The organism is Azorhizobium oxalatiphilum (genome assembly GCF_014635325.1).
GTDB lineage: Bacteria > Pseudomonadota > Alphaproteobacteria > Rhizobiales > Xanthobacteraceae > Azorhizobium > Azorhizobium oxalatiphilum.
Window position 1 is genome coordinate 50079 of record NZ_BMCT01000010.1, and the last position, 19658, is coordinate 69736.

A 19658-nucleotide genomic window follows, 5' to 3' on the forward strand; every position below is an offset into this window, starting at 1 on the left:
ACGGACCCATAGGTTGACAACCCCAACCTCGATTAGCACTAGGTTGACGTTGTCAGCGACCGGTACCAGCATTCTCATTACTGGCGGCCATGGCGGCATCGGTTTCGAATGCGTCAAGGAGCTTACGGCAAAAGGTTTCGATATCGTCCTCGCTGGCCGCGACCCTTCACGCCTCGAAGAGGCGGCGTCTGCCTTGCGCTCGAGATCCAGCATGCAAGCGACGGTGCTCACCATGGATGTGTCGTCGCTGAGATCGGTGCGCGAGGCCGCCGCACAGTGCCGTCAGATGATCGATAGCCGGCCGATCAGTCGGCTGCAGGCGATCCTGTGCAACGCAGGCGCGACGCTCCGCGGCGCGCCAACCTATACCGACGACGGCTACGAGCGGACCTTCGCTGCCAACTACTTTGGCCACTTCTTACTGGTGCAGCTTCTGCTCGACGGCCTCGAAGACGATGGCCGAGTCGTGTTCACCGCAAGCGGCACTCACGATCCCGGTACCACGGACGGCAGGTTTATCGGCAGCGCGGTGAAGCCGGATGCGATCGCCCTTGCGAAAGACGGATTGGAAGGGAACGAGCCGCTGCCCGGCGGCAAGCGCTACACCACTTCGAAACTCCGCGTGGTGCTGCACGCTTACGAGCTCGGCCGGCGGCTCAGCGCAGCCGGCATCGGCATTTCCTCTATCGCATATGATCCGGGGGCGATCGGCAGCAACCGGTTTGCTCAGGGATGTGCCAAGGCCTGCGCGGGCGCTGATCAGCTCCCGGCCGGTCCGCTGGCTGATGAAACGAGTGGGCCTGACCCTGGGCGATCTGGTTCAGTCCGGCAGGGCGCTCGCGCACCTCGCAACCTCGGGCGATGTCCTTTCTGGACGCTATTTCCAATGGAAGGATGGTGCCGGCCGTGAAAGGCGGTCGGCCGAGATGAGCTATGACCGTGCCTTGGCCGATGCGTTGTGGTGAGACTTCAAAGCGCTCGTGCGGCTGACCCCCGAGGACGAGCCCGAAAGACTTAGATGACCACCCGGGACAAGCTGGTTGAGGCCGCAGCGAAATTGCTCGACGCAGGGGGCGAGCAGGCCGTCACTCTACTGGGCGTCGGCCATACGGCCGGCGTCTCGCACAATGCCCCGTACAAACACTTCAAGAACCGTGACGCCCTGCTCGCGGCTGTCGCCACCTCGGACCTCGATATCCTGACGACGAAATTTGTCGAGATACGCGTCTCGGCATCATCGCCCGGCGACAAGCTGTTGGCCGCCATCGGCGCTCTTATCGCGTTTTGCCTCGAGCGGCCCTCGCGATACCGGCTCGTCTTCGGCGCGCCGACGCTCGTACGGGAACATCCCGAGCTGCAGGTGCAGAGCACAGCCTGCCTGCCTGAGATCGTGCTCATGGTAGATGAATGCAAAAGCGCAAACGCGCTTCCCGACACACCGACCAGGAGCCTTGCTAGCCTGCTGCTGGCCGCGATGCATGGCCGGGTGCTGCTGGAAGCCCAAGGCCAACTGCGGCCGGAAAAGGGGTTGCTAAGCATCGAGGAAAATATGGCTTTGATGGTCAGCCTGCTAGCGCCCTGAACACCGTGGTGCGCAAGGATGAACGCCCCTACCTCAGTCAATCCATTCCGATTTTACCTGACGCCCAGTATGCCTTTGTCACAATGCGGTCGGAGGGGAATCGGTGGCGCTTTAGCGCTACGAGAAGGCGCTGAACGGTTGCGGCCTTGCCGGTGAGCACGAACGACATATCGCAGGCCACCAGCTCCGCCACCGCGGCTTCCATCGCGGCGAGATGCGTATCGCCCGTCATTCTTGCGAACAGTCTGGCGTCGTGAAGTCTCAGTTCTGCAATGGGTGACCTGGCTGCCTCGACGTCTGCCACTTCGAAGAAGCACCGTAGGTCGCGAGCGTCACGGGACAATGCCACCGCGAGCGCGATCGATGTCTCGTCGCCGAAAAGAGCGATCGGCCCCGCCTTGATCTTCTTGCTGATCGAGGTCCGCGGACCGAGGAAATCACATGTGGCCCCTGCCTTCGCGCTACGTAGCCAATCACTGCCTGGTCCTGCACCATGCGCATAGCCAATGATGGCGGTGCGGCCGTTGAGCGTATCCCAATTGATCGGGGTGTAGGTTCGCGTATCAAATATCGAACCCATCGCGATCTGTATCTTCTGGCCCGGCGCCCAGGGCGCGCCCCGAAGCGCTACGCCTTCAAGCGTCATCCGCACGAGATCGCGTGTCATCCAATCGACCGCGACGATGGTAGCCCGCTTGGCGAGCGTGCGCGTAAGCGCGTCGTTGAAGATGCCTGTCGAACCGGTCATCGGCCAATGCCGCCGCGCTGGGTCGCACCGCTGCCGCCAGTCAGCCGAAGCCAGTTGCCATGGGCGAATGCGGCCTTGTCGGGTTCGCCCAAGCCGCAGCCCGCCAGAAATCGCCGAGCATCACCGCCCGGGCGATATTGATAGGGAAAGTCTGTCGAAAACAGCAACCGGTCTGTTCCGACGACCGCCGCTGCTCTCGCAAGATAGTCGGGCGAAAACATGCCGCTGGCGGTGACATAGAAGTTGCAGCGCAAGTATGTCGCGATCGTGCGATCAAGCCCCGAGAAGCGGTCCAATGTCACCAGACGCTCGGCATAGAACAGCACGACCTCGCCCCAATGGCCGAGGATCACTTGCAAGCCGGGCAGGCGATCGAACATGCCGCTCAGCACCAGGCGCAGGAACTGGATGCCCGCATCGAAATGCCAGCCGAGGCCGAACATTGCGAATACGGCGTCGACCTCGGCCGAGAAGCCGGAATAATAAGCGGATCGCACCTCCGCGGCGGGTGTGCGGGGGTGAAGCAGGACGGGGACGCCCAGTGCCGCCGCGCTTTCGAATATGGGGCGAAGATCTGGGTGGTCGAGATTGCGACTTCCGACCCGGCCACACAGGATGGTCCCCTTGAATCCAAGAATTTGAACGCAGCGCTCCAGTTCCAGCGCGGCCACCTCCGGCGTCGCTACCGGAAGCGTCGCCAATGCCTGCAAGCGATCAGGCCACCGCGCAATCGTCTCCGCCACGGCGTCGTTGGCGCGTCCGGCAAGGTCGATGCCTACCGGCCCCAGCTCGTGCAGCGCCGGCGTCGTCAGCGAGAGAACCTGAACGTCGAGCCCGGTCTCATCCATCTGGCCGATGCGCGCATCGGCAAGATGGATGAAAACGCACGGGTCTCTCGAGCCCAGACCAATCGCATCCCAGGCATCGCGCACCTCTGCCGCCAGATAATGTTCCTCTACGCCGACCAGCTTCATACCTCTCTTCCTGTCTCTCGCCCGATCACCACGGCACGGTCTCGCCGAACCGGTCGATGAAGCGCAGCCCCGGCGTGCCTTGTTGCGCGAGAAGCGCTTCGACCAGCGTGGGGATTGTCTCCTCGATGCTGAACGGCGCGTTCGGCCCGCCCAGCGCGGTACGGATCCAGCCCGGCGCCATCAGCACCATCGCACGCGTATCGTTGGCCTGGCGGGCTGCATAGCTTCGCATGGACTGATTGAGTGCGGCTTTGCTGCCGCGATAGACCTCGAAGCCGCCATTGGTGTTATTGGCGATGCTGCCCTGACCAGACGACATAACCCCGATCAGGCCATCAGCGGCAACCAAATCCTGAAACCCCTCGACGGCGCGCATCACGCCGAGCGTGTTGGTCAGCATCACGCGCACGAACTCGCCGGTGGAAACCTCGGCGATCGGAGCGGTTGCGTCGCGATTGGCCGTGCCGGCGTTGACGAACAGGATATCGAACGTACGGGCTGAAAGTCGCCCGTGCAGCGCGTGGATTTGCTCGGGCTCGGTGATGTCGAGCGGCTCGATCGTGACCTGATCGGGATGGGCATCGGCGAGCGCGTGCAGATCGGTCCGGCCACTTTCGCGGACTGTGCCGACGACGTGCCAGCCCTTCTTGACGAACTCGATCGCCATCGCCTGTCCGAGACCGCGCGAGGCGCCGATGAGCAGGATCGTCTTCGGCTGCTCACTCAAAATACCGTTCATAAGACTGCCCTTTCGTCGTTGCCGCCCGATTATGCGAACCGGCTCAGAATGCACCAGACGCATCGAATGCAAACTATCATTGCACCAGACGCTATACATAACGCGAAGGTGCGGTATGTTCCTGCTATGACCGCTATCGACCTAAATCTGCTTACGGCGCTGGATGTGTTGCTGACGGAGCGCAGCGTCACATCCGCCGCCAGGCATCTCGGCCTCAGCCCTTCTGCCACGAGCCGGACATTGGCCCGGCTGCGATCCGCGACGGGGGACCCATTGTTGGTGCAGGCTGGGCGCTCTCTCGTGCCCACTCCTTATGCCGAGCAGCTCGCCGCCCGCGTTCATGTCCTCGCCCGCGAGGCGCGGGCGGTGCTGACGCCGGCCATTGAGACTCTGGACCTGGCTACACTGGACCGGACCTTCACGATCCGCGCCAACGAAGGCTTCATAGCGCTGTTCGCCGCAGCGCTGGTCGCAGCTGTCGCGCGCGAGGCGCCCGGTGTGCGCCTTCGCTTTGCGCCTAAGCCCGACAAGGATGCGACCCCTTTGCGGGAGGGAGTGATCGACGTCGAAGTCGGCACGACGGGCGTCTCCGCGCCCGAAGTCCGCAGCCTGCTGATCTTTCGCGACCGCTTCATCGGCGTGGCCCGCCTTGGACACCCCTTGCTCAACGGGGCGATGACCCCGCAGCGCTACGCCGCTTGTGGGCACGTCGTCGCATCGCGTCGGGGCGCATTAGCCGGACCGGTGGATGACGCGCTTCAGGAAGTGGGCTTGAGCCGCAGGATCGTCGCGGTTGTGCCAGGCTTCGTCGATGCGCTGACGATCGCGCGCCAGTCGGACCTGATCGCGCTCGTGCCGCGCTCCTGCCTTCGCAACGGGGAAGTAGCGGCGCAAGGCCTGGAAGGGTTCGACCTTCCTGTGCCTACGCCGGAACTGGCGATCAGCGTGATGTGGCACCCCCGCCTAGATGCAGACCCGGCCCATCGATGGTTCCGTCAGAAGCTCGCCGCGATCTGTCACGCAACATCTTGAAACAGGTAAGATGCAAGCGGCGATACCAAGAGCGCGAACAGAGGCACGCTCTCGTGCAGCCGCGCGAAGCGTCGCGGCACGGCGCCTGATTGGCCCGCAGGCAGTCAGTCACGGAGCTGCTATTGAGCCATTTGGATAACGCCAATCTGGGCGGATGGCCTGATAAGGCTGGCGGCTCGGCAACCAATCCAATCGGCTTCCCGGACGATCGCAAAGATCTCTCGGACCACCGAGCATAGATCGTCCGGACTCAATCAAATAGGCTCGATTCGAATGTGAACGGCGGCGTCAGCGCATCCTACGGATCCTGTCCGGGAGAATGCTACCCGCCACCTTAAAAATCGGAGTCGAACATGATCGTTGTCACCGCGCCGACGGGCGATATTGGCCATCAGGTCGTCCAGGATCTACTTCACGCTGGCGTGCCGTTCCGAGTTGTGGCACGCGATCCGTCGCGCCTCACTGACGAGGTGCGAGCTGGAGCCGAGATCGTCACAGGCTCCCACGGCGATGCGGGGGTCGTGCGTGAAGCATTCGACGGCGCCTCTGCGGTATTCTGGCTTCTGCCTCCCGACCCTCAAGCCGCATCCGTCGCGGCGGCCTATGTCGATTTCACGCGTCCTGCCGCGGGGGCTCTGAAAGAGCAAGGCGTCAAGCGGGTAGTCGCGATCACGGCGCTCGGGCGCGGTTCGCCGCTCGCCAGCAAGGCGGGATACGTCACAGGCTCACTCGCGATGGACGATCTGATCGCGAGTACCGGCGTCGCTTTTCGCGGTCTTGCCAACCCGTCCTTCATGGACAACATCGCGCGGCAGGCGATCACGATCCGGGATCAGGGCAAGTTCTTTTCGCCCATCTCGGGCGATCTCAGGCTGCCAAGTGTCGCCACACGCGATATTGCAGCCGTTGCGGCCCGATGGCTGCTCGACGACAGCTGGACGGGCCAGAGTGACGTACCGGTTCTCGGGCGTGAGGACATCTCCTTCAACGAGATGGCCGAGATCATCTCCGATGTACTCGGCAAGACCGTCAACTACCAGCAGATTAGCTTCGACGCCTACAAGGCGCGCTTCGTGCAGTTCGGCATGTCCGAAGCCATGGCGCAGGGCATGACAGATATGGCCTGGGCAAAGGATCAGGGCCTCGACCTCACGGTGCCGCGGACGCCGGGACATTCAACGCCGACGAGCTTCCGCCAGTGGTGCGAGGACTCGCTCAAGTCCGCCGTTCTCGGCTGAACCGGCTTCCCGATAAGCCCAACCCAGGAGCATCACGACATGAATTTGACGGGTCGAACCATTCTCATCACCGGCGGTACGAGCGGCATCGGCCTGGCCCTCGCCGAAGCATTCCATCAGCGCGGCAACCAGGTCATCATCGCCGGGCGTCGTCAGGCCCTTCTGGACGAGATCACCGCGGCGCATCCCGGGATGCACGGCCACCAGATCGACATGCGGGATTCCGCGGCGATCACTGGCCTGGCCGAGCACGTCGAAGCCCTCTTCCCCGACCTCGACATGCTGGTGAACAATGCCGGCATATCACAGCTCGAGGCTTGGGACGAGGATACGATCGATATCGACACATCGCTCGCCACCATCGAGACGAACATCCTCGGCGTCCTACGGCTGACGGCGGCTCTGCTGCCGACGATCTCGCGCCAGCCATCTGCGACGATCCTCACCACGACATCAGGTCTCGCCTTCGTTCCGCGCTCTAATTACGCGACCTATTGCGCAAGCAAGGCCTTCCTCCACTCGTGGCTGCAATCCCTGCGTCACCAGCTCCGGCGCAAATCCATCGAGGTCATCGAGCTTACGCCGCCCTACGTGCAAACCCAGCTCGCGGGGCCTCAACAAGCGAACGATCCGGCCGCCATGCCGCTCGCCGACTACATCGCCGAGGTAATCGCGCTCCTCGATGAGCCTGCCCCGGCCGATGGCGAGATCCTGGTCGAGCGGGTGAAGGCTCTTCGCACCGCGGAGCGACGCGGCGTCTACCGGGAGGTCTTCGCCAGTCTGAACCCGGCATAGGTCGTCGGCGCTGCGGAATCGTGGGCCGGCGAGAGCTTGGTTCGGCCTGGCACAATCCTCGAACCGATATCTGTAACGCACGAAAGGAAGCTTCCTCATGAGCAGCACACAGGTACAGGAAACGCGGCAAGCGCTGCCGCAGGCCAATCACAGTCAGCCACGCGGGAAATTCATCCTCTGGACGCTGATCGCTTCCGTCGTCGCAGCCTTTGCTGCTTGGCTCAGCGCGGCGCTCGACCTCGAGGTCTGGGTAATGTTCGCAGGCTTCATTGCCTGGTTCGCCCGACCCACAGCGCTGAGGAACAGCGTGGCGGCAATGTTATGCCTCTGGCTCGGGATTGGGATCGGCGCGCTGTCGCACATTGCAACGGGCGCACTCATACCATCGCTTGATCATATGGCCCTTCCGGTGGTCGTGTTCCTTGTCGCCATCCTCATCGTCGGCCTGCGCGCCCACAGCATCTTGGGCAACATGTTGACGTGGTTTCTCGGCATGGTGACTTTTTTCGCAGCCGAGTTCGACCTTGCCGCCGCTTCCTTTATGCATCTCGCCTTTGCGACGGGGATCGGTGGGTTGGCTGGATACTCCTGCCAGACCCTCAACAGACGGTTCGCGGAGTAACGCCTCCAGCGAGGGCCATCGGCAGGGCGAACGCCCCACCCGCGGCAGTTGACCATTGCGATTCAGACGACCCCTCCTGTATCGTCATCAATATCTTCGTAATCGTCCGGAGCCAGATGGACCCTCTCTCGCAACTTCTCTCGCTGCTCAAACCACAGAGCTATATCTCGTCTGGCTTTCATGCCGGCGGTCAATGGTCGGTGCAGTTCGGCGACCAGAGCCATCTCATCAAGTGCTACGCGGTCGTGTCGGGCTCGTGCTGGCTCCAAATTGATGGTGTCCCCGACCCGCTGGCCCTCGAGGAGGGCGACAGTTTCGTGCTGCCGAGCGGGCAGCCCTTTCGTCTCGCCAGCGACCTTGATCTACCACCCGTCGCGGCATCCGAAATCTTCCCGGCTGCGCGACGCGGCGGCGAGGTTTTCATCAACGGCGGCGGCGACCTCTTTATGGTCGGAAGCCGGTTTGGCGTGAGCGGAGGTCATGCCGGAATGCTGCTGGCGATGCTGCCGCACGTCGTACATCTGCGCAAAGCCTCAGACCAGGCGGCGCTTCGCTGGTCGGTCGAGCGGATGATGGAGGAATTGCGTGAGGGCGAGCCGGGCGGCTATCTGATCGCGCAGCATCTCGCTCACATGATGTTGGTTCATGCGCTGCGGGCTCATCTGGCTGACGGACCTGGCGTTGGAGTCGGATGGTTCTTCGCCCTGGCGGACAAGCAACTTGCCAAGGCGATCGCCGCGATCCACACCGATCCTACTCGCCGCTGGACGCTGCAGGAGCTTGGCGAGGTGGCAGGCATGTCTCGATCGACCTTCGCGCTGCGCTTCAAGGAAACGGCGGGCGAGACACCGATGGATTATCTCAGCCGCTGGCGCATGATGCTCGCTTGCGACCGGCTGGAGACGTCCGGCGATCCGGTCTCCATTATCGCGCCTGCAATCGGGTATGAGTCCGAAAGCGCATTCAGCACAGCATTCAAGCGGGTCATGGGTTGCTCACCCCGACAGTATGGCCGCATGCCTAGACTTGGTGCAGCGCGAAGTGACGCCCAGGCTGCAAGGCAGCGGCTGGCGAACTTGGATTTGGCCGATGTCCAAACGGCGCCTACTCATCTGTCTCGCCTTGCGGCGCGAGGCGGATAAAGCGATGCGCCACGACTGAACCGCTTGCTTGCCCCGACTAAGACCAGAGCCCCGATGAATTGCGCGATAACGCCATGTGCTGGCCGAACCAATCGAGCATCTGCGCCGTCGGCGCTGAAATTTGAGAAGCCGCCGATCCACGCAGACCTGTACAGCCGGGCGGCCTCTAGGCTGCTGTTCCTCGAACGACCGCCCGGTGACCTAACCAGGCGCCTGGACCCGTTCCACAGCCTTCATCTCGGTCGTCGTGGGTTCAATCCCAAGCGACACATACAAAGTTGCATTGGCGTACTCCTTTATGCGGGTTATTAGCCCATCCTCCACATCGAAGCGGGTGATGTAAACGTTGCTGTATGGGACACCTGAGTGGGTGACCGTCGCGCTTCCACGCGCTTCCAAGAACGCCCGCTTGCGATCACCCGATTCGCTCCAGTCGGGATCCGGCCATCGTAGCCCGGTGAACTTGCGGAACAACCCATTAGTATAATCGAGGACTTCTTCCTTGCCAGAAAAAATGCCCATGGGATCCCCGGTCGCGTCGGCCGCGATCGGAAAAATCTGCTCAACGTTGTCAGCGAGGCACCGTGCAATACCTTCCCGATCCCCGGTTTCGATGAAACGGACATAATCTTGCGCTACTGCAAGCGCTCCGCGAAATTCTGTAGTGGTCATGTGCGTCCTTCCTTGAAGTTCGTTAACCCGCCTCCAAATATATGAGCAAATGCTCAGAATTTTTACTCGCATATGACGGCGCGACCGTCGGGCAAGCTAAAGCCTCGCAAACGACCGGTCCAAGCACGGTCGCTGGCGACGATCGAGGCCATCTTCGAGGCTACTATTCAGGTTTTGTTGCATGGCGGCGCCAGGGCATTGACGACGAACCGGATAGCCGAAAGAGCCGGCGTCTCAGTCGGAACGCTGTACCAGTACTTTCCCGCGAAGGAGGCATTGCTCTATGCTCTGGTTAGTCGACACCTGGACAAGGCCGGCCAAGCCGTCGAACAAGCCTGCCAAGCGCACAGTGGTGCATCCCTGTCGGATTGCGCCGACACGTTCGTCGATGCGTACATCGACGCAAAGGCTGGCGATGTCGCAGTGTCACGGGCCTTGTATCATGCCTCGACCGAGCTCGACATGCAGGATCTGGGTGCTGCAATGATCGCCCGCCTGCATCAGGCAGTGCGCGGGTTGCTGGAACATGTGCAAGGCGAGCGTTTCGAACCGCTCGACAGCATCGTGTTCAGCTGGGTCGCAGTCGTGACCGGGGGTACGCGCGTCCTGTTCGAAGAGGATGGGACGGCCGAGCGCCTGCCTGCTTTTCGCGCGCAACTAAAGCTCATCTCGCGCGCCTATCTCGACAGCATCCGCACCATCGAAACCAAGGCAAGCTCAACGCCAACCGGCGAGTGCCAGTCGAATGTCTGAATGAAGTTGCCGAAAAGCCTGCCTCATGGCGTCGCATCGGCCAGGAATGTGATGCCCTTGCTTGGCCATGGCCCGTTTGCCGTCCGCATATCGGGTCCGTTCGTTACCAATGATGTGACGAGCTTCTCGTCAACCCCGCTGTCGCCGAAATCGGCTGCGATGGCGTCTGTCTGGCGAGCAGCGCCGGAACTGAAGAGTGGCCGGCTAACGCCGGTCCTTCTCCATCATCCGGTAGCCGCGACCGAGGCGATCGATGTCGCTCTCTCGTCCGCGCGTCTGGTCCCGCCAAATCGGCGCATTTTTCGACGAAGATCATGCTGGCCAACATCGTGAGGCTCCCGTTTCCGGCGCAATGACGGGGTTGCGGTTGCGAGTTGCGCTGAGGAGCTGCCGCCGATGCACGGCTTAGTTAGGCTCTATCTTATGATAATGATGCGGGTGGTCGGAATCGAACCGACACTCCTTGCGGAACCGGATTTTGAAGGGAGTCGCGTTTACTGAATGCGTCCCCTCGTAGCGAGCCCACACGTTTCGAGCTTGTTTATCAGCGCCTGTTCGCCCCTATGCTGCACCCAGCGGTCAAGAAGAACCCGCCGATGTGTACGCTATAGCCCGAAAATACCGCACGGAATTTCGAAGGGGCTTCCAGTATCAGCATCTATCAGTCTCAATCGCCTTAGCAATACAGGAGGTTGAGCATGGCAAAGATCGAAAATACGCAAATTCGGAGAACAATCCGGCGGCACCAATTGCGCGAAATGGTGCCGATGGCTGACAGCACGATTTATGAAATGGAGCAACGTGGCGAGTTTCCCCGGCGGTTCGCACTCTCGCCACGTTGCATCGTTTGGGACCTGGCCGAGATCGAGGCCTGGCTGATGGCACGGCGGGCTGCCCCGATCCGTCGGGCACAGCACCCTGACGTCACCAAGCGCAAAACCCGACCGGTCAAAGGGCGGGATCAAGCTCCATCAAGGGCATAGCTTGCGGTAGAAGCGTTGGGGCATGCTTCCGACCGTCGATCCAGGCGTCAACGGTATCTGCCCACTCCTGCATCATATGCCGGCGCTGCACCTCATACTCGGCCTTGTTGTAGACGCCGCGAGACGAACGTCCGTCCTCATGCGCCAGGCACTTTTCGATCCAGTCGCTGTTAAAGCCCAGCTCATTTAGCAGCGTCGAGCCCGTCCGCCGCAGATCATGGACCGTGAAAGGCTCCAGCGGCAGCCCCTCCTTCTTGGCCTGTTCGACGACGGCATAGGTGACCCGATTGAAGGTCGCGCGTGACATCGGCGCGTCCGCGTCGTACCGGGACGGCAACAGGTATCGAGAGTTCCCAGAGCAGGTCTTGAGCGCGATCATGATATCCAACGTCTGTCGGCACAGGTAGACGTTGTGCGGCTTCGACCGCTTCATGCGCTCCTTCGGGATGGTCCAGACGGCGTTGTCGAAATCGATCTCGTCCCACACTGCATCCTGCAACTCGCTCTTCCGGACCATGGTGAGGAGGAAAAGTTTCATGCCGAGGCGGATCGTCGGCAATGTCGCGACATGCTCGAGCTGTTTGAACATGATGCGAATCTCGGCGGGCGAAAGTGCGCGGTCCTTTGGCGTAAAGGTGGCGATCGAGGCCGGACCGACGTCATCGGCCGGGTTGGCGACCTTCTCGCCGTGCAGAATGGCGAAGCCGTAGATTTGCTTCAGGATATCCCGCACATGGATGGCGGTCGCTGGCGCTCCCCGTTCGACGATTTTGCCGCAGTGAGCGCGCAGATCATCGGGAGTGATCTCTGTCAGGAGACGATTCCGCCAGACGGGCATGAGTTCGCGCTCAAAGATGGAGCGGCGCATCGCGCGGGTGCTGTCAGCCATGGTCGCGTTGGTCAGCCATTTCTCGCCGAACTGGCCGAAGCTCTTTGCTTCCTTGATCCGGCGCTTCTCCCGCTGCTTCTCGATGGCGGGGGACCGCCCTTCGGCGATCGCGCGCCGCGCGTCGATGCATAACTCGCGAGCCCTGGCGAGCGATATCCCGTCACGGGCATACCTACCGAGATAGACGGTCTCCCGCCTGCCGTTCAGTCGATAGTCGAGCCTGAACGAAATGGCGCCCGACGGTGCAACGCGCACATACATCCCGTCACGATCAGATACCTTGTACATTTTGGCTTTTGGTTTCAAGCACTTGAGTGCTGCATCGGTCAACATTTCGGGCCTCCTTGCGGAAAAGTACCGTCACGCGGTTTTTGGAGGCCTATGGCGTAAAAAGCGCTTATAATTCAGCGTCTTATACTAAAAAAAGTACCGTCATGAGCCTCATTGCTCCTGACGGTACTTTCGTTTTTCCGGTTGATCAATGGGGGCAAGGCCCGTCAGCGAGGCCGCCAAACGCCATCTATACCCACCGATAGATGTCGAAAGGCACAGAAGGAATTTATTTTTGTTTTCAGTTGGTTAGACCGTACTTCAGCGTAAATTCGGCGGCGTTCGGATGGGCCTGAATCATTCCCACTCGATCGTGCCCGGGGGCTTGGAGGTCACGTCATAGACCACGCGGTTGATGCCGCGCACCTCGTTGATGAGGCGGGTGGCGGTGCGGCCGAGGAAGTCCATCTGGTAAGGATAGAAATCCGCCGTCATGCCGTCCACGGAGGTCACGGCGCGCAACGCCAGCACGTGGTCATAGGTGCGCCCGTCGCCCATCACGCCCACGGTGCGCACCGGAAGCAGAACGGCGAATGCCTGCCAGATCACGTCATAGAGGCCGGCGGCGCGGATCTCCTCCAGATAGATGGCGTCCGCCTTGCGCAGGATGTCCAGCTTCTCCACCGTGATCTCGCCGGGGCAACGGATGGCGAGGCCAGGGCCGGGGAAGGGATGGCGGCCGACGAAGCTCTCCGGCAGGCCCAGCTCGCGGCCGAGCGCGCGCACCTCGTCCTTGAACAGGTCGCGCAGCGGCTCCACCAGCTTCATGTTCATGCGCTCAGGAAGCCCGCCCACATTGTGGTGCGACTTGATCGTCACCGAGGGACCGCCGGTGAAGGAGACGCTCTCGATCACGTCCGGATAGAGCGTGCCCTGCGCGAGGAAATCGGCGCCGCCGATCTTCTTGGCCTCGGCCTCGAACACGTCGATGAACAGCTTGCCGATGGTCTTGCGCTTCTTCTCCGGATCGGAGACGCCGTCCAGCTCCTTCAGGAACATCTCGGAGGCGTCCACATGCACCAGCGGGATGTTGTAGGTGTTGCGGAACAGCGAGACCACCTGCTCGGCTTCGCCCAGGCGCATCAGGCCGTGGTCCACGAACACGCAGGTGAGCTGGTCGCCGATGGCCTCGTGGATGAGCACGGCGGCCACCGCCGAATCCACGCCGCCGGAGAGGCCGCAGAGCACGCGCTTGTCGCCCACCTGATCGCGGATCTTCTTGATCGCCTCCTCGCGGAAGGCGCCCATGGTCCAGTCGCCCTGAAGGCCAGCCACGCCGCGCACGAAGTTGCGCAGCAGCTGCGCACCCTGCGGGGTGTGCACCACCTCGGGATGGAACTGCACGCCGTAGAACTTGCGGCTCTCATCGGCGATGGCGGCGAAGGGGGCGTTGTCGGAGGTGGCGATCACCTCGAAGCCGGCGGGGAGCTGGGTGACGCGGTCGCCATGGCTCATCCACACGGTGTAGCGCTGGCCTTCCTGCCACACGCCCTCGAACAGGGCCGCCGGCTTGATGACCTCGATCTCGGCGCGGCCGAACTCGCGATGGTGGCCGCCTTCCACGATGCCACCGAGCTGGTCGGCCATGGCCTGCTCGCCGTAGCAGATGCCGAGCACCGGGATGCCGGCCTCGAACACGGTCTGCGGGGCGCGGGGGCTCTCGCCCTCGATCACGGAGGCGGGGCCGCCGGAGAGGATGACAGCCTTGGGCTTCAGCCGGTCCATGGCCTCGGCGGCCTTATTGAACGGCACGACTTCGGAATAGACGCCTTCCTCGCGCACCCGGCGGGCGATCAGCTGGGTGACCTGGCTGCCGAAGTCGATGATGAGGACGGTGTCGTGCATGTGCGGCTTTCCAACGGGAGAAGGTGTTGGCGCTTCCTTTAGCGGGAAAGTGCTGGCGACAAAAGCCGGACGGGATCGGATCAGCTCTGCATTCCCATCGCGCCTGATACGATCAGGCCCGAACCCCAGGATGCAGAACCGTTTACCGCTCGGATCGCGATGCCATCCGGGCGGTACGCGCTCTCGCGCCATACCCAGCTTGACACGGGGTGCCGGCGCATGGAGCCTCCTCCCGCTTCGTCAGGAGGGATGCATGCCAATTCTCTTGGGGCTGATCGGCCTTCTCATGGCCGGCCTGTTCTGGATCCTGTACACGCACAGGACGGTCAAGGGGTTGCAGGAGCTTGATCGGGACACCAAGGGCGCCCAGCGCCGCGCGGTCTCCGCCCTCCGCAACATTGTCGGTACCCCGCTGGAGCGGGTGCGCGATCCCCGGCTGGCGGCGGTCATTCTCATGCTCCAGCTGGTGCGGACGGGCAGCCCCGTGACCGCGAGCGAGAAGACCAAAATCCTCGAGTTCATGGAGGCCCCGCTGGCGTTCGAGCAGATCTCGACTGCTTTCGAGCAGGCCTGGGGCTATACGCAGCAGCGCTTTCCCTTCTCCCAGGTGGCGGATCCCCTGATTCCCCTCCTGCGGCAGAAGCTGACGGTGGAGGAACGCGCGGAGCTCATCACCATGCTGACACAGGTCGCGTCCGCGCATTCCGCCCTTAGCGAGTTGCAGCGCGAGGGGATCGCGCGCCTCAAGAACCGCTTGATGGCGGGGGAGAAGGGTTTTGGGCGCGGCGTCGCGTCGGTTTGACCGGCGGCGCTTAAGGGAAACGCGATGCGCGGGCTTCTAGCCCGCGCGCTTCAGGATGCTGATGAAGAAGCCATCCGTGCCGGTGCGGCGGGGCGTCAGCATGAGGCCCTCGGGCAGGTCGAGCGCCGCATTGCGCAGGGCAAGGCCCCGGCTACCCAGCGCCAGCACCGCTTCCGTGGAGGGCACCACGGAAAAGTCCGGGCGCTTCTCCAGCAGGGCGCGGATCTGCGCCGCATTCTCGGCATTCAGCAGCGAGCAGGTCACATAGGCCAGCCGCCCGCCCGGCTTCACATAGCGCACGGCCTGTTCGAGGATCTTGGCCTGCTCGGCGGTGCGCTCGGCCAGAGCGCCGGGGCGCACGCGCCATTTGGCGTCGGGATTGCGCCGCCAAGTGCCGGTGCCGGTGCAGGGGGCGTCCACCAGCACCAGGTCCATATGGTCCTCAAGGTCGGACAGCACGTCCATCGCGCCGCGCGGGGCGCGGATCTGCACGTTGCGCACGCCGGCCCGCTGGAGGCGCTCATGGATGGGCTTCAGGCGGCGCACGTCGCTGTCGTGCGCATAGAGCTGGCCCTTGTTGTCCATGAGGGCGGCAAGTTCCAGCGTCTTGCCGCCGGCGCCTGCGCACAGGTCCAGCACCTGCGAGCCCGGCACGGGGGCGGCGAGGATGGCGGCGATCTGCGAGCCTTCGTCCTGCACCTCCACCGCGCCCTTCACGAAGGCCGGCTCGGCGGTGATGGGCGGCTGCTTTCCGTCCGCGCCCAGCTGGATGCGCAGGGCCAGCGGCGACCACGGGCCGGGCTCGGGGTTGAGATGGGCCAGCTCTGCCAGCGCCTCGTCCGGCTTGGCCTTGAGCGTATTCACCCGCATGTCCACCGGCGCGCGGGCAGCCAGCGCCTGCGCCTCGTCCACGCGGTCTTCGCCGAACATGGCTTTCAGCTCGCCATCCAGCCACTGCGGATAATCGCCGCGCACCCACGGGGCGGCGCCTTCAAGGCTGGGATTGGCGAGGCGGGTGCGCTCGTCCTCGGTCAAGGGGGCGGGGGCGAAGCGCTCGCCGCTGCACAGGCGTTCGATGGCCTCCAGATCCATGCCGCGCACGGTGGCGAGCATGCCCAGCAACAGCGCGCGCGGCTCTTCCGAGCCCATCACGTGGGCGCAGGAGGCCCGGCGGCGCAGGGTGTCGAACACGAGGCCGGACAGGGCCGCCCGGTCGCCGGAGCCGGCGAAGCGGTGGGCGAGGCCCCAGTCCTTGATGGCATCGCCCGCCGGGCGGCGGCGGGTGATGAGGTCCTGGAGGATCTCGATGGCGGCGGACAGGCGGGCGGCAGGGGTCACGTCTTATTCCGGGTCGGGAGGTCAAGGGTGCCGGCGGCGAGCTGGGCCTCGAAATGGTCGAGGGCGGCGCCGAGCTTCTCGTCGATGATGTGCAGGTATTCGGTCCAATCCTCAAGCCGTGCCAGCTCGGATTTTCCATCCGATATGCCACGCAGGCCGATCACCGGCACGCCGAACCGCGCGGCGGTGCGCAGGACGGCGAAGGTTTCCATGTCCACCATGTCGGCGTCGATGGCGTCATAGGCCGCGCCCGAGATGATGGCGCCGCCCGTGGAGAGGGAGGCGGCGGCAAGGCCGGGGATCTGGAGCTTGACGGGAATGATCGGCGGATGGTCGAGGAAGGGCGTGCGGCCCTTCTCGATGCCGAGCGCCGAGGCGTCCATGTCGCGATAGGCGACGCTGGCCACCTGATAGATGCCCGCATGGTCGAGGCTGCGGGAGCCCGCGGATCCAAGCGAGAAGATCAGGTCAGGCAAAGCGTCGGCATCGCCGAGCCGGGCCAGCGCCATGCCCATGCTGGCGGCGGATTCCACGGGGCCCACGCCGATGATGAGCGGGTCGATGCGCTGGGCGAGATGCGGCCCGTATTCGAACGTGGTCGCCATGACGTACAGGATGCGCGTGCCATGCACGTCCACCACATGCCTGTCGGCGAACTGACGGGCGGGGTCGTCCAGTCTTTCGGTCATCGGGCCCGGATGTCCTTCAAAGGTCTCCTCGGCCGCTGTCCTCGGACGGCGCGCCCGCCAAGTCAATGGCGGCGGGCGCTGGCCTGTGTCGCATCCTCACACGTTCAGCAGGATGGCGAGGGCATAGATGACCCACATGATCACCAGTGCGGCGAAGCCCACGAGGAAGATGGGGAAGCGCAGCCGTACCTCGTTCGAGGTCAGGTGGACGAATGCGTGCACGATGCGCGAGAGCACGAACACCCAGGCCAGCACAACGAAGATGAGGTCCGCCTTGCGCGTCACCAGCGCGAGGATTGTGACCACATAGAACAGCACCGGCAGTTCGAACTGGTTGCGGAAATTGTTGGCCGCCTGCCGCGCCGGGGCCGGAAAGCCTGAGTCGTCGAGCGCGACCTCACGGCCCACGGTCTTGTCGCGGAGCGGCCCGGCCCGCCGGCCGCCCGTCACGAGAAGCACCACGAAGGTGAGCGCGACCTGCACGAACAACGGCAGCAGGATCATCTGGACGGTCATGGTCGTAACCTCGGGCGTAGGCATGGGCGTTGGTGTTCAGGAACCACGCATGCGGCGAGACGTTCCCTCGCGCAGGCTATAGTTGCAGCCGAATTGAGGATGATCGTCATGCCCCTGGGTCAGGCGGAAGCGGAAGTCGAAGCCCGGATCGCGGCGGAGGCCCGGCGCGGCCCTGCGCACCGCCCCTTCTTCACGCGGGTGTCGCAGGCGGTGTCGAAATGGGCGGGCAAGCCCGTCACCTTCATCTGCGCGGCGGGCGTGATCGTGGTCTGGGGCGCAACGGGCCCGCTGTTCGGCTTCAACGATACGTGGCAGCTGATCATCAACACGTCGACCACCATCGTCACCTTCCTGATGGTGTTCCTGATCCAGAACAGTCAGAACCGCGACACCGCCGCCTTGCAGATCAAGCTGGATGAGCTGATCGCCCGCATGGACGGTCCACGCAACGCCCTGCTGGATCTGGAGGATCTGGACGAGGAGACGCTGGAGCGCCTGCGCAAGGAATATGAGCGCCTCGCGGAGCGGGCGCGCGGCGAGGCGGATGAGGGCGCGCAGGTGCATCCCATCGATCGCACCATCCACGAGATCTGCGACGATCCCCCCGCTGCCGATGGTCGCGGCGGCCAAGCGCCCCGGTGAGTGTCGCGGCCGCGACACATAAATCCGTTAGACAATCGCAATTGCGCGCCGAACTTACGGATCGCCCCCATGTCCGCTCCGCTGATGTCCGCTCCGCTGACGCCCTCTGCCGCGCCCGTGTCGCGCGACGACGTCTCGCTCAATCTCGATCACGCCTCCGCTCTGGTGGTGTTCGACCTGCTGGCCCGGCTGATGGACCGCCATGACGCGGAAGGGGTGCGCGACCTGCTCGACCATCCCGGCGAAGTGGCGGCGCTGTGGTCGCTCATGGGCGCCTTCGAGCAGGCGCTGGACGAGCCCAAGGATGCCGACTACCGCAAGCTGATCGCCTCCGCCCGCGAGGATGTGGTGGCGCGGCTGGAGCCGGATCGCAGATAGCCATCTGCCGCGTGTATCCGCCTCCCGTGCATCATTCCGGCGGGGCCTGAAACGACAACGGCCCGAACCTCGAAAGGTCCGGGCCGCTGCATTTCAGGTCGGGAGGGAAGGGCTCACCAGCTGGCGAGCACCGAGCCCTTGAAGGTGTCGTCGATGAACTTCTTCACCTCGGGCGACTGGTAGCTCTTCACGAGGATGGCCACCCAGGGCTTGTCCTTGTCCTGCTCGCGCACGGCGATGACGTTGACATAGGGACCCTTCGGATCCTCACGCAGGATCGGGTCCTTCACCGGGTCGAGGCCGGCTTCCTTGGCATAGTTGGTGTTGATGCCGGCGGCGTCCACGTCGGGCAGCGAGCGCGGCAGCTGGGCGGCGTCGATCTCGACGATCTTCAGCTTCTTCGGGTTGGTGGTGATGTCGGCCACCGACGGCTTGAAGCCGACGCCGTCGCGCAGCTTGATGATGCCCTTGTCCTGCAGCAGCAGGAGCACGCGGCCGCCGTTGGTGGGATCGTTCGGGATCGCCAGCGAGGCGCCGGAGGGCAGCTCGTCCATGCTCTTGTACTTCTTGGAGTACACGCCCATGGGGTAGTTCACGGTGGTGGCGACCGACACCAGCTTGAACTTCCGGTCCGCCACCTGATTGTCCAGATAGGGCTGGTGCTGGAAGGAATTGGCCTGGATCTCGCCGGCATCCAGCGCGGTGTTGGGCACCACGTAGTCGGAGAATTCGACGATCTGGATGTCGAGGCCCTGCTTGGCCGCGACCGCCTTGGCGGCTTCCAGGATCTGGGCGTGCGGGCCGGGGGTCACGCCGACCTTGATGGTTTCGGCCGATGCCGCGGCGGTGCCGAGGCCGAGCGCCAGCGAGAGTGCCAGCGTCCGCAGGAAAGCGGGCTTGAGCGACATTTGGGTTTCTCCTTGGTATTCAGCCGGAGCCGGATCTTCTA

General features: G+C 63.5%; 22 protein-coding genes. 12 read left to right on the forward strand and 10 right to left on the reverse strand.

Features of this window, described 5'->3' with window-relative positions:
- The first annotated feature begins 13 nt into the window (after positions 1-13).
- Together IEW24_RS25145 and IEW24_RS25150 are read left to right on the forward strand one after the other, a co-directional pair.
- On the forward strand, positions 14-910 hold the full coding sequence (locus tag IEW24_RS25145; protein WP_188583663.1) for an SDR family NAD(P)-dependent oxidoreductase: 897 nt from the start codon (positions 14-16) through the stop codon (positions 908-910).
- A 108-nt stretch (positions 911-1018) separates the two neighbouring features.
- Positions 1019-1582 carry a TetR/AcrR family transcriptional regulator gene (locus IEW24_RS25150; RefSeq protein WP_188583664.1) on the forward strand — a complete coding sequence of 188 codons (564 nt, stop codon included), beginning with the start codon at positions 1019-1021 and terminating at the stop codon, positions 1580-1582.
- A gap of 37 nt (positions 1583-1619) precedes the next feature.
- Here IEW24_RS25150 and IEW24_RS25155 read toward each other — a convergent pair whose 3' ends face one another.
- From IEW24_RS25155 to IEW24_RS25165, 3 genes are read right to left on the reverse strand one after another with little or no spacing between them, the layout of a single operon-like run.
- The gene (locus tag IEW24_RS25155) at positions 1620-2330 is read right to left on the reverse strand and encodes a siderophore-interacting protein (protein ID WP_188583665.1); all 711 of its coding nucleotides are present in this window, start codon (positions 2328-2330) and stop codon (positions 1620-1622) included.
- Positions 2327-3304 (reverse strand): amidohydrolase family protein, encoded by a 978-nt coding sequence (locus tag IEW24_RS25160; protein WP_188583666.1) that lies wholly within the window; start codon positions 3302-3304, stop codon positions 2327-2329. Before IEW24_RS25160 ends, IEW24_RS25155 begins: the two co-directional genes overlap by 4 nt.
- Positions 3305-3329: 25 nt before the next feature.
- Positions 3330-4043, reverse strand: coding sequence for an SDR family oxidoreductase (locus IEW24_RS25165; protein ID WP_188583667.1), 714 nt, complete (start codon positions 4041-4043; stop codon positions 3330-3332).
- Positions 4044-4169: 126 nt separating this feature from the next.
- Between IEW24_RS25165 and IEW24_RS25170 the strand changes: the two genes are divergently transcribed.
- The 5 genes from IEW24_RS25170 (at position 4170) to IEW24_RS25190 (ending at position 8872) form a co-directional block, all read left to right on the forward strand.
- A complete protein-coding gene (locus IEW24_RS25170; protein ID WP_188583668.1) occupies positions 4170-5075 on the forward strand; it encodes a LysR family transcriptional regulator in 906 nt (301 codons plus the stop codon).
- A 353-nt stretch (positions 5076-5428) separates the two neighbouring features.
- Complete coding sequence (locus IEW24_RS25175; RefSeq protein WP_188583669.1) at positions 5429-6313, forward strand: NmrA family NAD(P)-binding protein; 885 nt, start codon at positions 5429-5431, stop codon at positions 6311-6313.
- Between the two features lie 39 nt (positions 6314-6352).
- Complete coding sequence (locus IEW24_RS25180) at positions 6353-7108, forward strand: SDR family oxidoreductase (RefSeq protein ID WP_188583670.1); 756 nt, start codon at positions 6353-6355, stop codon at positions 7106-7108.
- Between the two features lie 97 nt (positions 7109-7205).
- Positions 7206-7730, forward strand: a complete 525-nt coding sequence (locus IEW24_RS25185) for a DUF1097 domain-containing protein (RefSeq protein ID WP_188583671.1) — start codon at positions 7206-7208, stop codon at positions 7728-7730.
- Between the two features lie 116 nt (positions 7731-7846).
- Positions 7847-8872: an AraC family transcriptional regulator gene (locus tag IEW24_RS25190; RefSeq protein WP_188583672.1), complete on the forward strand. Its 1026-nt coding sequence runs from the start codon at positions 7847-7849 to the stop codon at positions 8870-8872.
- A gap of 201 nt (positions 8873-9073) precedes the next feature.
- On the opposite strand, the gene IEW24_RS25195 is transcribed toward IEW24_RS25190, so the two are convergent.
- Complete coding sequence (locus tag IEW24_RS25195) at positions 9074-9544, reverse strand: nuclear transport factor 2 family protein (RefSeq protein WP_188583673.1); 471 nt, start codon at positions 9542-9544, stop codon at positions 9074-9076.
- A gap of 72 nt (positions 9545-9616) precedes the next feature.
- Between IEW24_RS25195 and IEW24_RS25200 the strand changes: the two genes are divergently transcribed.
- Both IEW24_RS25200 and IEW24_RS25205 read left to right on the forward strand, forming a co-directional pair.
- Entirely contained in the window at positions 9617-10297 is a 681-nt protein-coding gene (locus tag IEW24_RS25200) for a TetR/AcrR family transcriptional regulator (RefSeq protein WP_024020750.1), read from the forward strand.
- A gap of 698 nt (positions 10298-10995) precedes the next feature.
- A complete protein-coding gene (locus IEW24_RS25205; RefSeq protein ID WP_188583674.1) occupies positions 10996-11280 on the forward strand; it encodes a helix-turn-helix transcriptional regulator in 285 nt (94 codons plus the stop codon).
- Here the strand turns inward: IEW24_RS25205 and IEW24_RS25210 are convergent.
- Together IEW24_RS25210 and guaA are read right to left on the reverse strand one after the other, a co-directional pair.
- Positions 11246-12502, reverse strand: coding sequence for a tyrosine-type recombinase/integrase (locus IEW24_RS25210; protein WP_188583675.1), 1257 nt, complete (start codon positions 12500-12502; stop codon positions 11246-11248). The genes IEW24_RS25205 and IEW24_RS25210 overlap by 35 nt on opposite strands.
- Positions 12503-12796: 294 nt before the next feature.
- A complete protein-coding gene (guaA, locus tag IEW24_RS25215; protein WP_188583676.1) occupies positions 12797-14344 on the reverse strand; it encodes a glutamine-hydrolyzing GMP synthase in 1548 nt (515 codons plus the stop codon).
- A 253-nt stretch (positions 14345-14597) separates the two neighbouring features.
- Between guaA and IEW24_RS25220 the strand changes: the two genes are divergently transcribed.
- Positions 14598-15146, forward strand: a complete 549-nt coding sequence (locus IEW24_RS25220) for a TerB family tellurite resistance protein (protein ID WP_188583677.1) — start codon at positions 14598-14600, stop codon at positions 15144-15146.
- Between the two features lie 36 nt (positions 15147-15182).
- On the opposite strand, the gene IEW24_RS25225 is transcribed toward IEW24_RS25220, so the two are convergent.
- The 3 genes from IEW24_RS25225 to IEW24_RS25235 all read right to left on the reverse strand — a co-directional run bounded on the left by IEW24_RS25225 (position 15183) and on the right by IEW24_RS25235 (position 17689).
- Positions 15183-16484: an RsmB/NOP family class I SAM-dependent RNA methyltransferase gene (locus IEW24_RS25225; RefSeq protein WP_188583678.1), complete on the reverse strand. Its 1302-nt coding sequence runs from the start codon at positions 16482-16484 to the stop codon at positions 15183-15185.
- A complete protein-coding gene (locus IEW24_RS25230; protein ID WP_188583679.1) occupies positions 16481-17173 on the reverse strand; it encodes a 5'-methylthioadenosine/S-adenosylhomocysteine nucleosidase in 693 nt (230 codons plus the stop codon). The genes IEW24_RS25225 and IEW24_RS25230 overlap by 4 nt, the downstream gene beginning before the upstream one ends.
- Positions 17174-17269: 96 nt before the next feature.
- Positions 17270-17689 carry an MAPEG family protein gene (locus IEW24_RS25235; protein ID WP_188583680.1) on the reverse strand — a complete coding sequence of 140 codons (420 nt, stop codon included), beginning with the start codon at positions 17687-17689 and terminating at the stop codon, positions 17270-17272.
- Positions 17690-17797: 108 nt separating this feature from the next.
- Between IEW24_RS25235 and IEW24_RS25240 the strand changes: the two genes are divergently transcribed.
- Both IEW24_RS25240 and IEW24_RS25245 read left to right on the forward strand, forming a co-directional pair.
- A complete protein-coding gene (locus tag IEW24_RS25240) occupies positions 17798-18331 on the forward strand; it encodes a low affinity iron permease family protein (RefSeq protein ID WP_188583681.1) in 534 nt (177 codons plus the stop codon).
- Between the two features lie 69 nt (positions 18332-18400).
- A complete protein-coding gene (locus IEW24_RS25245; RefSeq protein ID WP_188583682.1) occupies positions 18401-18709 on the forward strand; it encodes a hypothetical protein in 309 nt (102 codons plus the stop codon).
- A 113-nt stretch (positions 18710-18822) separates the two neighbouring features.
- On the opposite strand, the gene IEW24_RS25250 is transcribed toward IEW24_RS25245, so the two are convergent.
- The gene (locus tag IEW24_RS25250; RefSeq protein WP_188583683.1) at positions 18823-19617 is read right to left on the reverse strand and encodes a MetQ/NlpA family ABC transporter substrate-binding protein; all 795 of its coding nucleotides are present in this window, start codon (positions 19615-19617) and stop codon (positions 18823-18825) included.
- Between the last annotated feature and the right edge of the window lie 41 nt (positions 19618-19658).

What these genes read in the sequence shown, in the direction of transcription:
- IEW24_RS25200 (WP_024020750.1), top strand. Translation starts at nt 9,617, where the DNA reads ATGACGGCGCGACCGTCGGGCAAGCTAAAGCCTCGCAAACGACCGGTC.
- IEW24_RS25155 (WP_188583665.1), bottom strand. Translation starts at nt 2,330, where the DNA reads ATGACCGGTTCGACAGGCATCTTCAACGACGCGCTTACGCGCACGCTC.
- IEW24_RS25250 (WP_188583683.1), bottom strand. Translation starts at nt 19,617, where the DNA reads ATGTCGCTCAAGCCCGCTTTCCTGCGGACGCTGGCACTCTCGCTGGCG.
- IEW24_RS25165 (WP_188583667.1), bottom strand. Translation starts at nt 4,043, where the DNA reads ATGAACGGTATTTTGAGTGAGCAGCCGAAGACGATCCTGCTCATCGGC.
- IEW24_RS25230 (WP_188583679.1), bottom strand. Translation starts at nt 17,173, where the DNA reads ATGACCGAAAGACTGGACGACCCCGCCCGTCAGTTCGCCGACAGGCAT.
- IEW24_RS25245 (WP_188583682.1), top strand. Translation starts at nt 18,401, where the DNA reads ATGTCCGCTCCGCTGATGTCCGCTCCGCTGACGCCCTCTGCCGCGCCC.
- IEW24_RS25220 (WP_188583677.1), top strand. Translation starts at nt 14,598, where the DNA reads ATGCCAATTCTCTTGGGGCTGATCGGCCTTCTCATGGCCGGCCTGTTC.
- IEW24_RS25195 (WP_188583673.1), bottom strand. Translation starts at nt 9,544, where the DNA reads ATGACCACTACAGAATTTCGCGGAGCGCTTGCAGTAGCGCAAGATTAT.
- guaA (WP_188583676.1), bottom strand. Translation starts at nt 14,344, where the DNA reads ATGCACGACACCGTCCTCATCATCGACTTCGGCAGCCAGGTCACCCAG.
- IEW24_RS25180 (WP_188583670.1), top strand. Translation starts at nt 6,353, where the DNA reads ATGAATTTGACGGGTCGAACCATTCTCATCACCGGCGGTACGAGCGGC.
- IEW24_RS25240 (WP_188583681.1), top strand. Translation starts at nt 17,798, where the DNA reads ATGCCCCTGGGTCAGGCGGAAGCGGAAGTCGAAGCCCGGATCGCGGCG.
- IEW24_RS25150 (WP_188583664.1), top strand. Translation starts at nt 1,019, where the DNA reads ATGACCACCCGGGACAAGCTGGTTGAGGCCGCAGCGAAATTGCTCGAC.
- IEW24_RS25210 (WP_188583675.1), bottom strand. Translation starts at nt 12,502, where the DNA reads ATGTTGACCGATGCAGCACTCAAGTGCTTGAAACCAAAAGCCAAAATG.
- IEW24_RS25185 (WP_188583671.1), top strand. Translation starts at nt 7,206, where the DNA reads ATGAGCAGCACACAGGTACAGGAAACGCGGCAAGCGCTGCCGCAGGCC.
- IEW24_RS25175 (WP_188583669.1), top strand. Translation starts at nt 5,429, where the DNA reads ATGATCGTTGTCACCGCGCCGACGGGCGATATTGGCCATCAGGTCGTC.
- IEW24_RS25160 (WP_188583666.1), bottom strand. Translation starts at nt 3,304, where the DNA reads ATGAAGCTGGTCGGCGTAGAGGAACATTATCTGGCGGCAGAGGTGCGC.
- IEW24_RS25235 (WP_188583680.1), bottom strand. Translation starts at nt 17,689, where the DNA reads ATGACCGTCCAGATGATCCTGCTGCCGTTGTTCGTGCAGGTCGCGCTC.
- IEW24_RS25190 (WP_188583672.1), top strand. Translation starts at nt 7,847, where the DNA reads ATGGACCCTCTCTCGCAACTTCTCTCGCTGCTCAAACCACAGAGCTAT.
- IEW24_RS25205 (WP_188583674.1), top strand. Translation starts at nt 10,996, where the DNA reads ATGGCAAAGATCGAAAATACGCAAATTCGGAGAACAATCCGGCGGCAC.
- IEW24_RS25170 (WP_188583668.1), top strand. Translation starts at nt 4,170, where the DNA reads ATGACCGCTATCGACCTAAATCTGCTTACGGCGCTGGATGTGTTGCTG.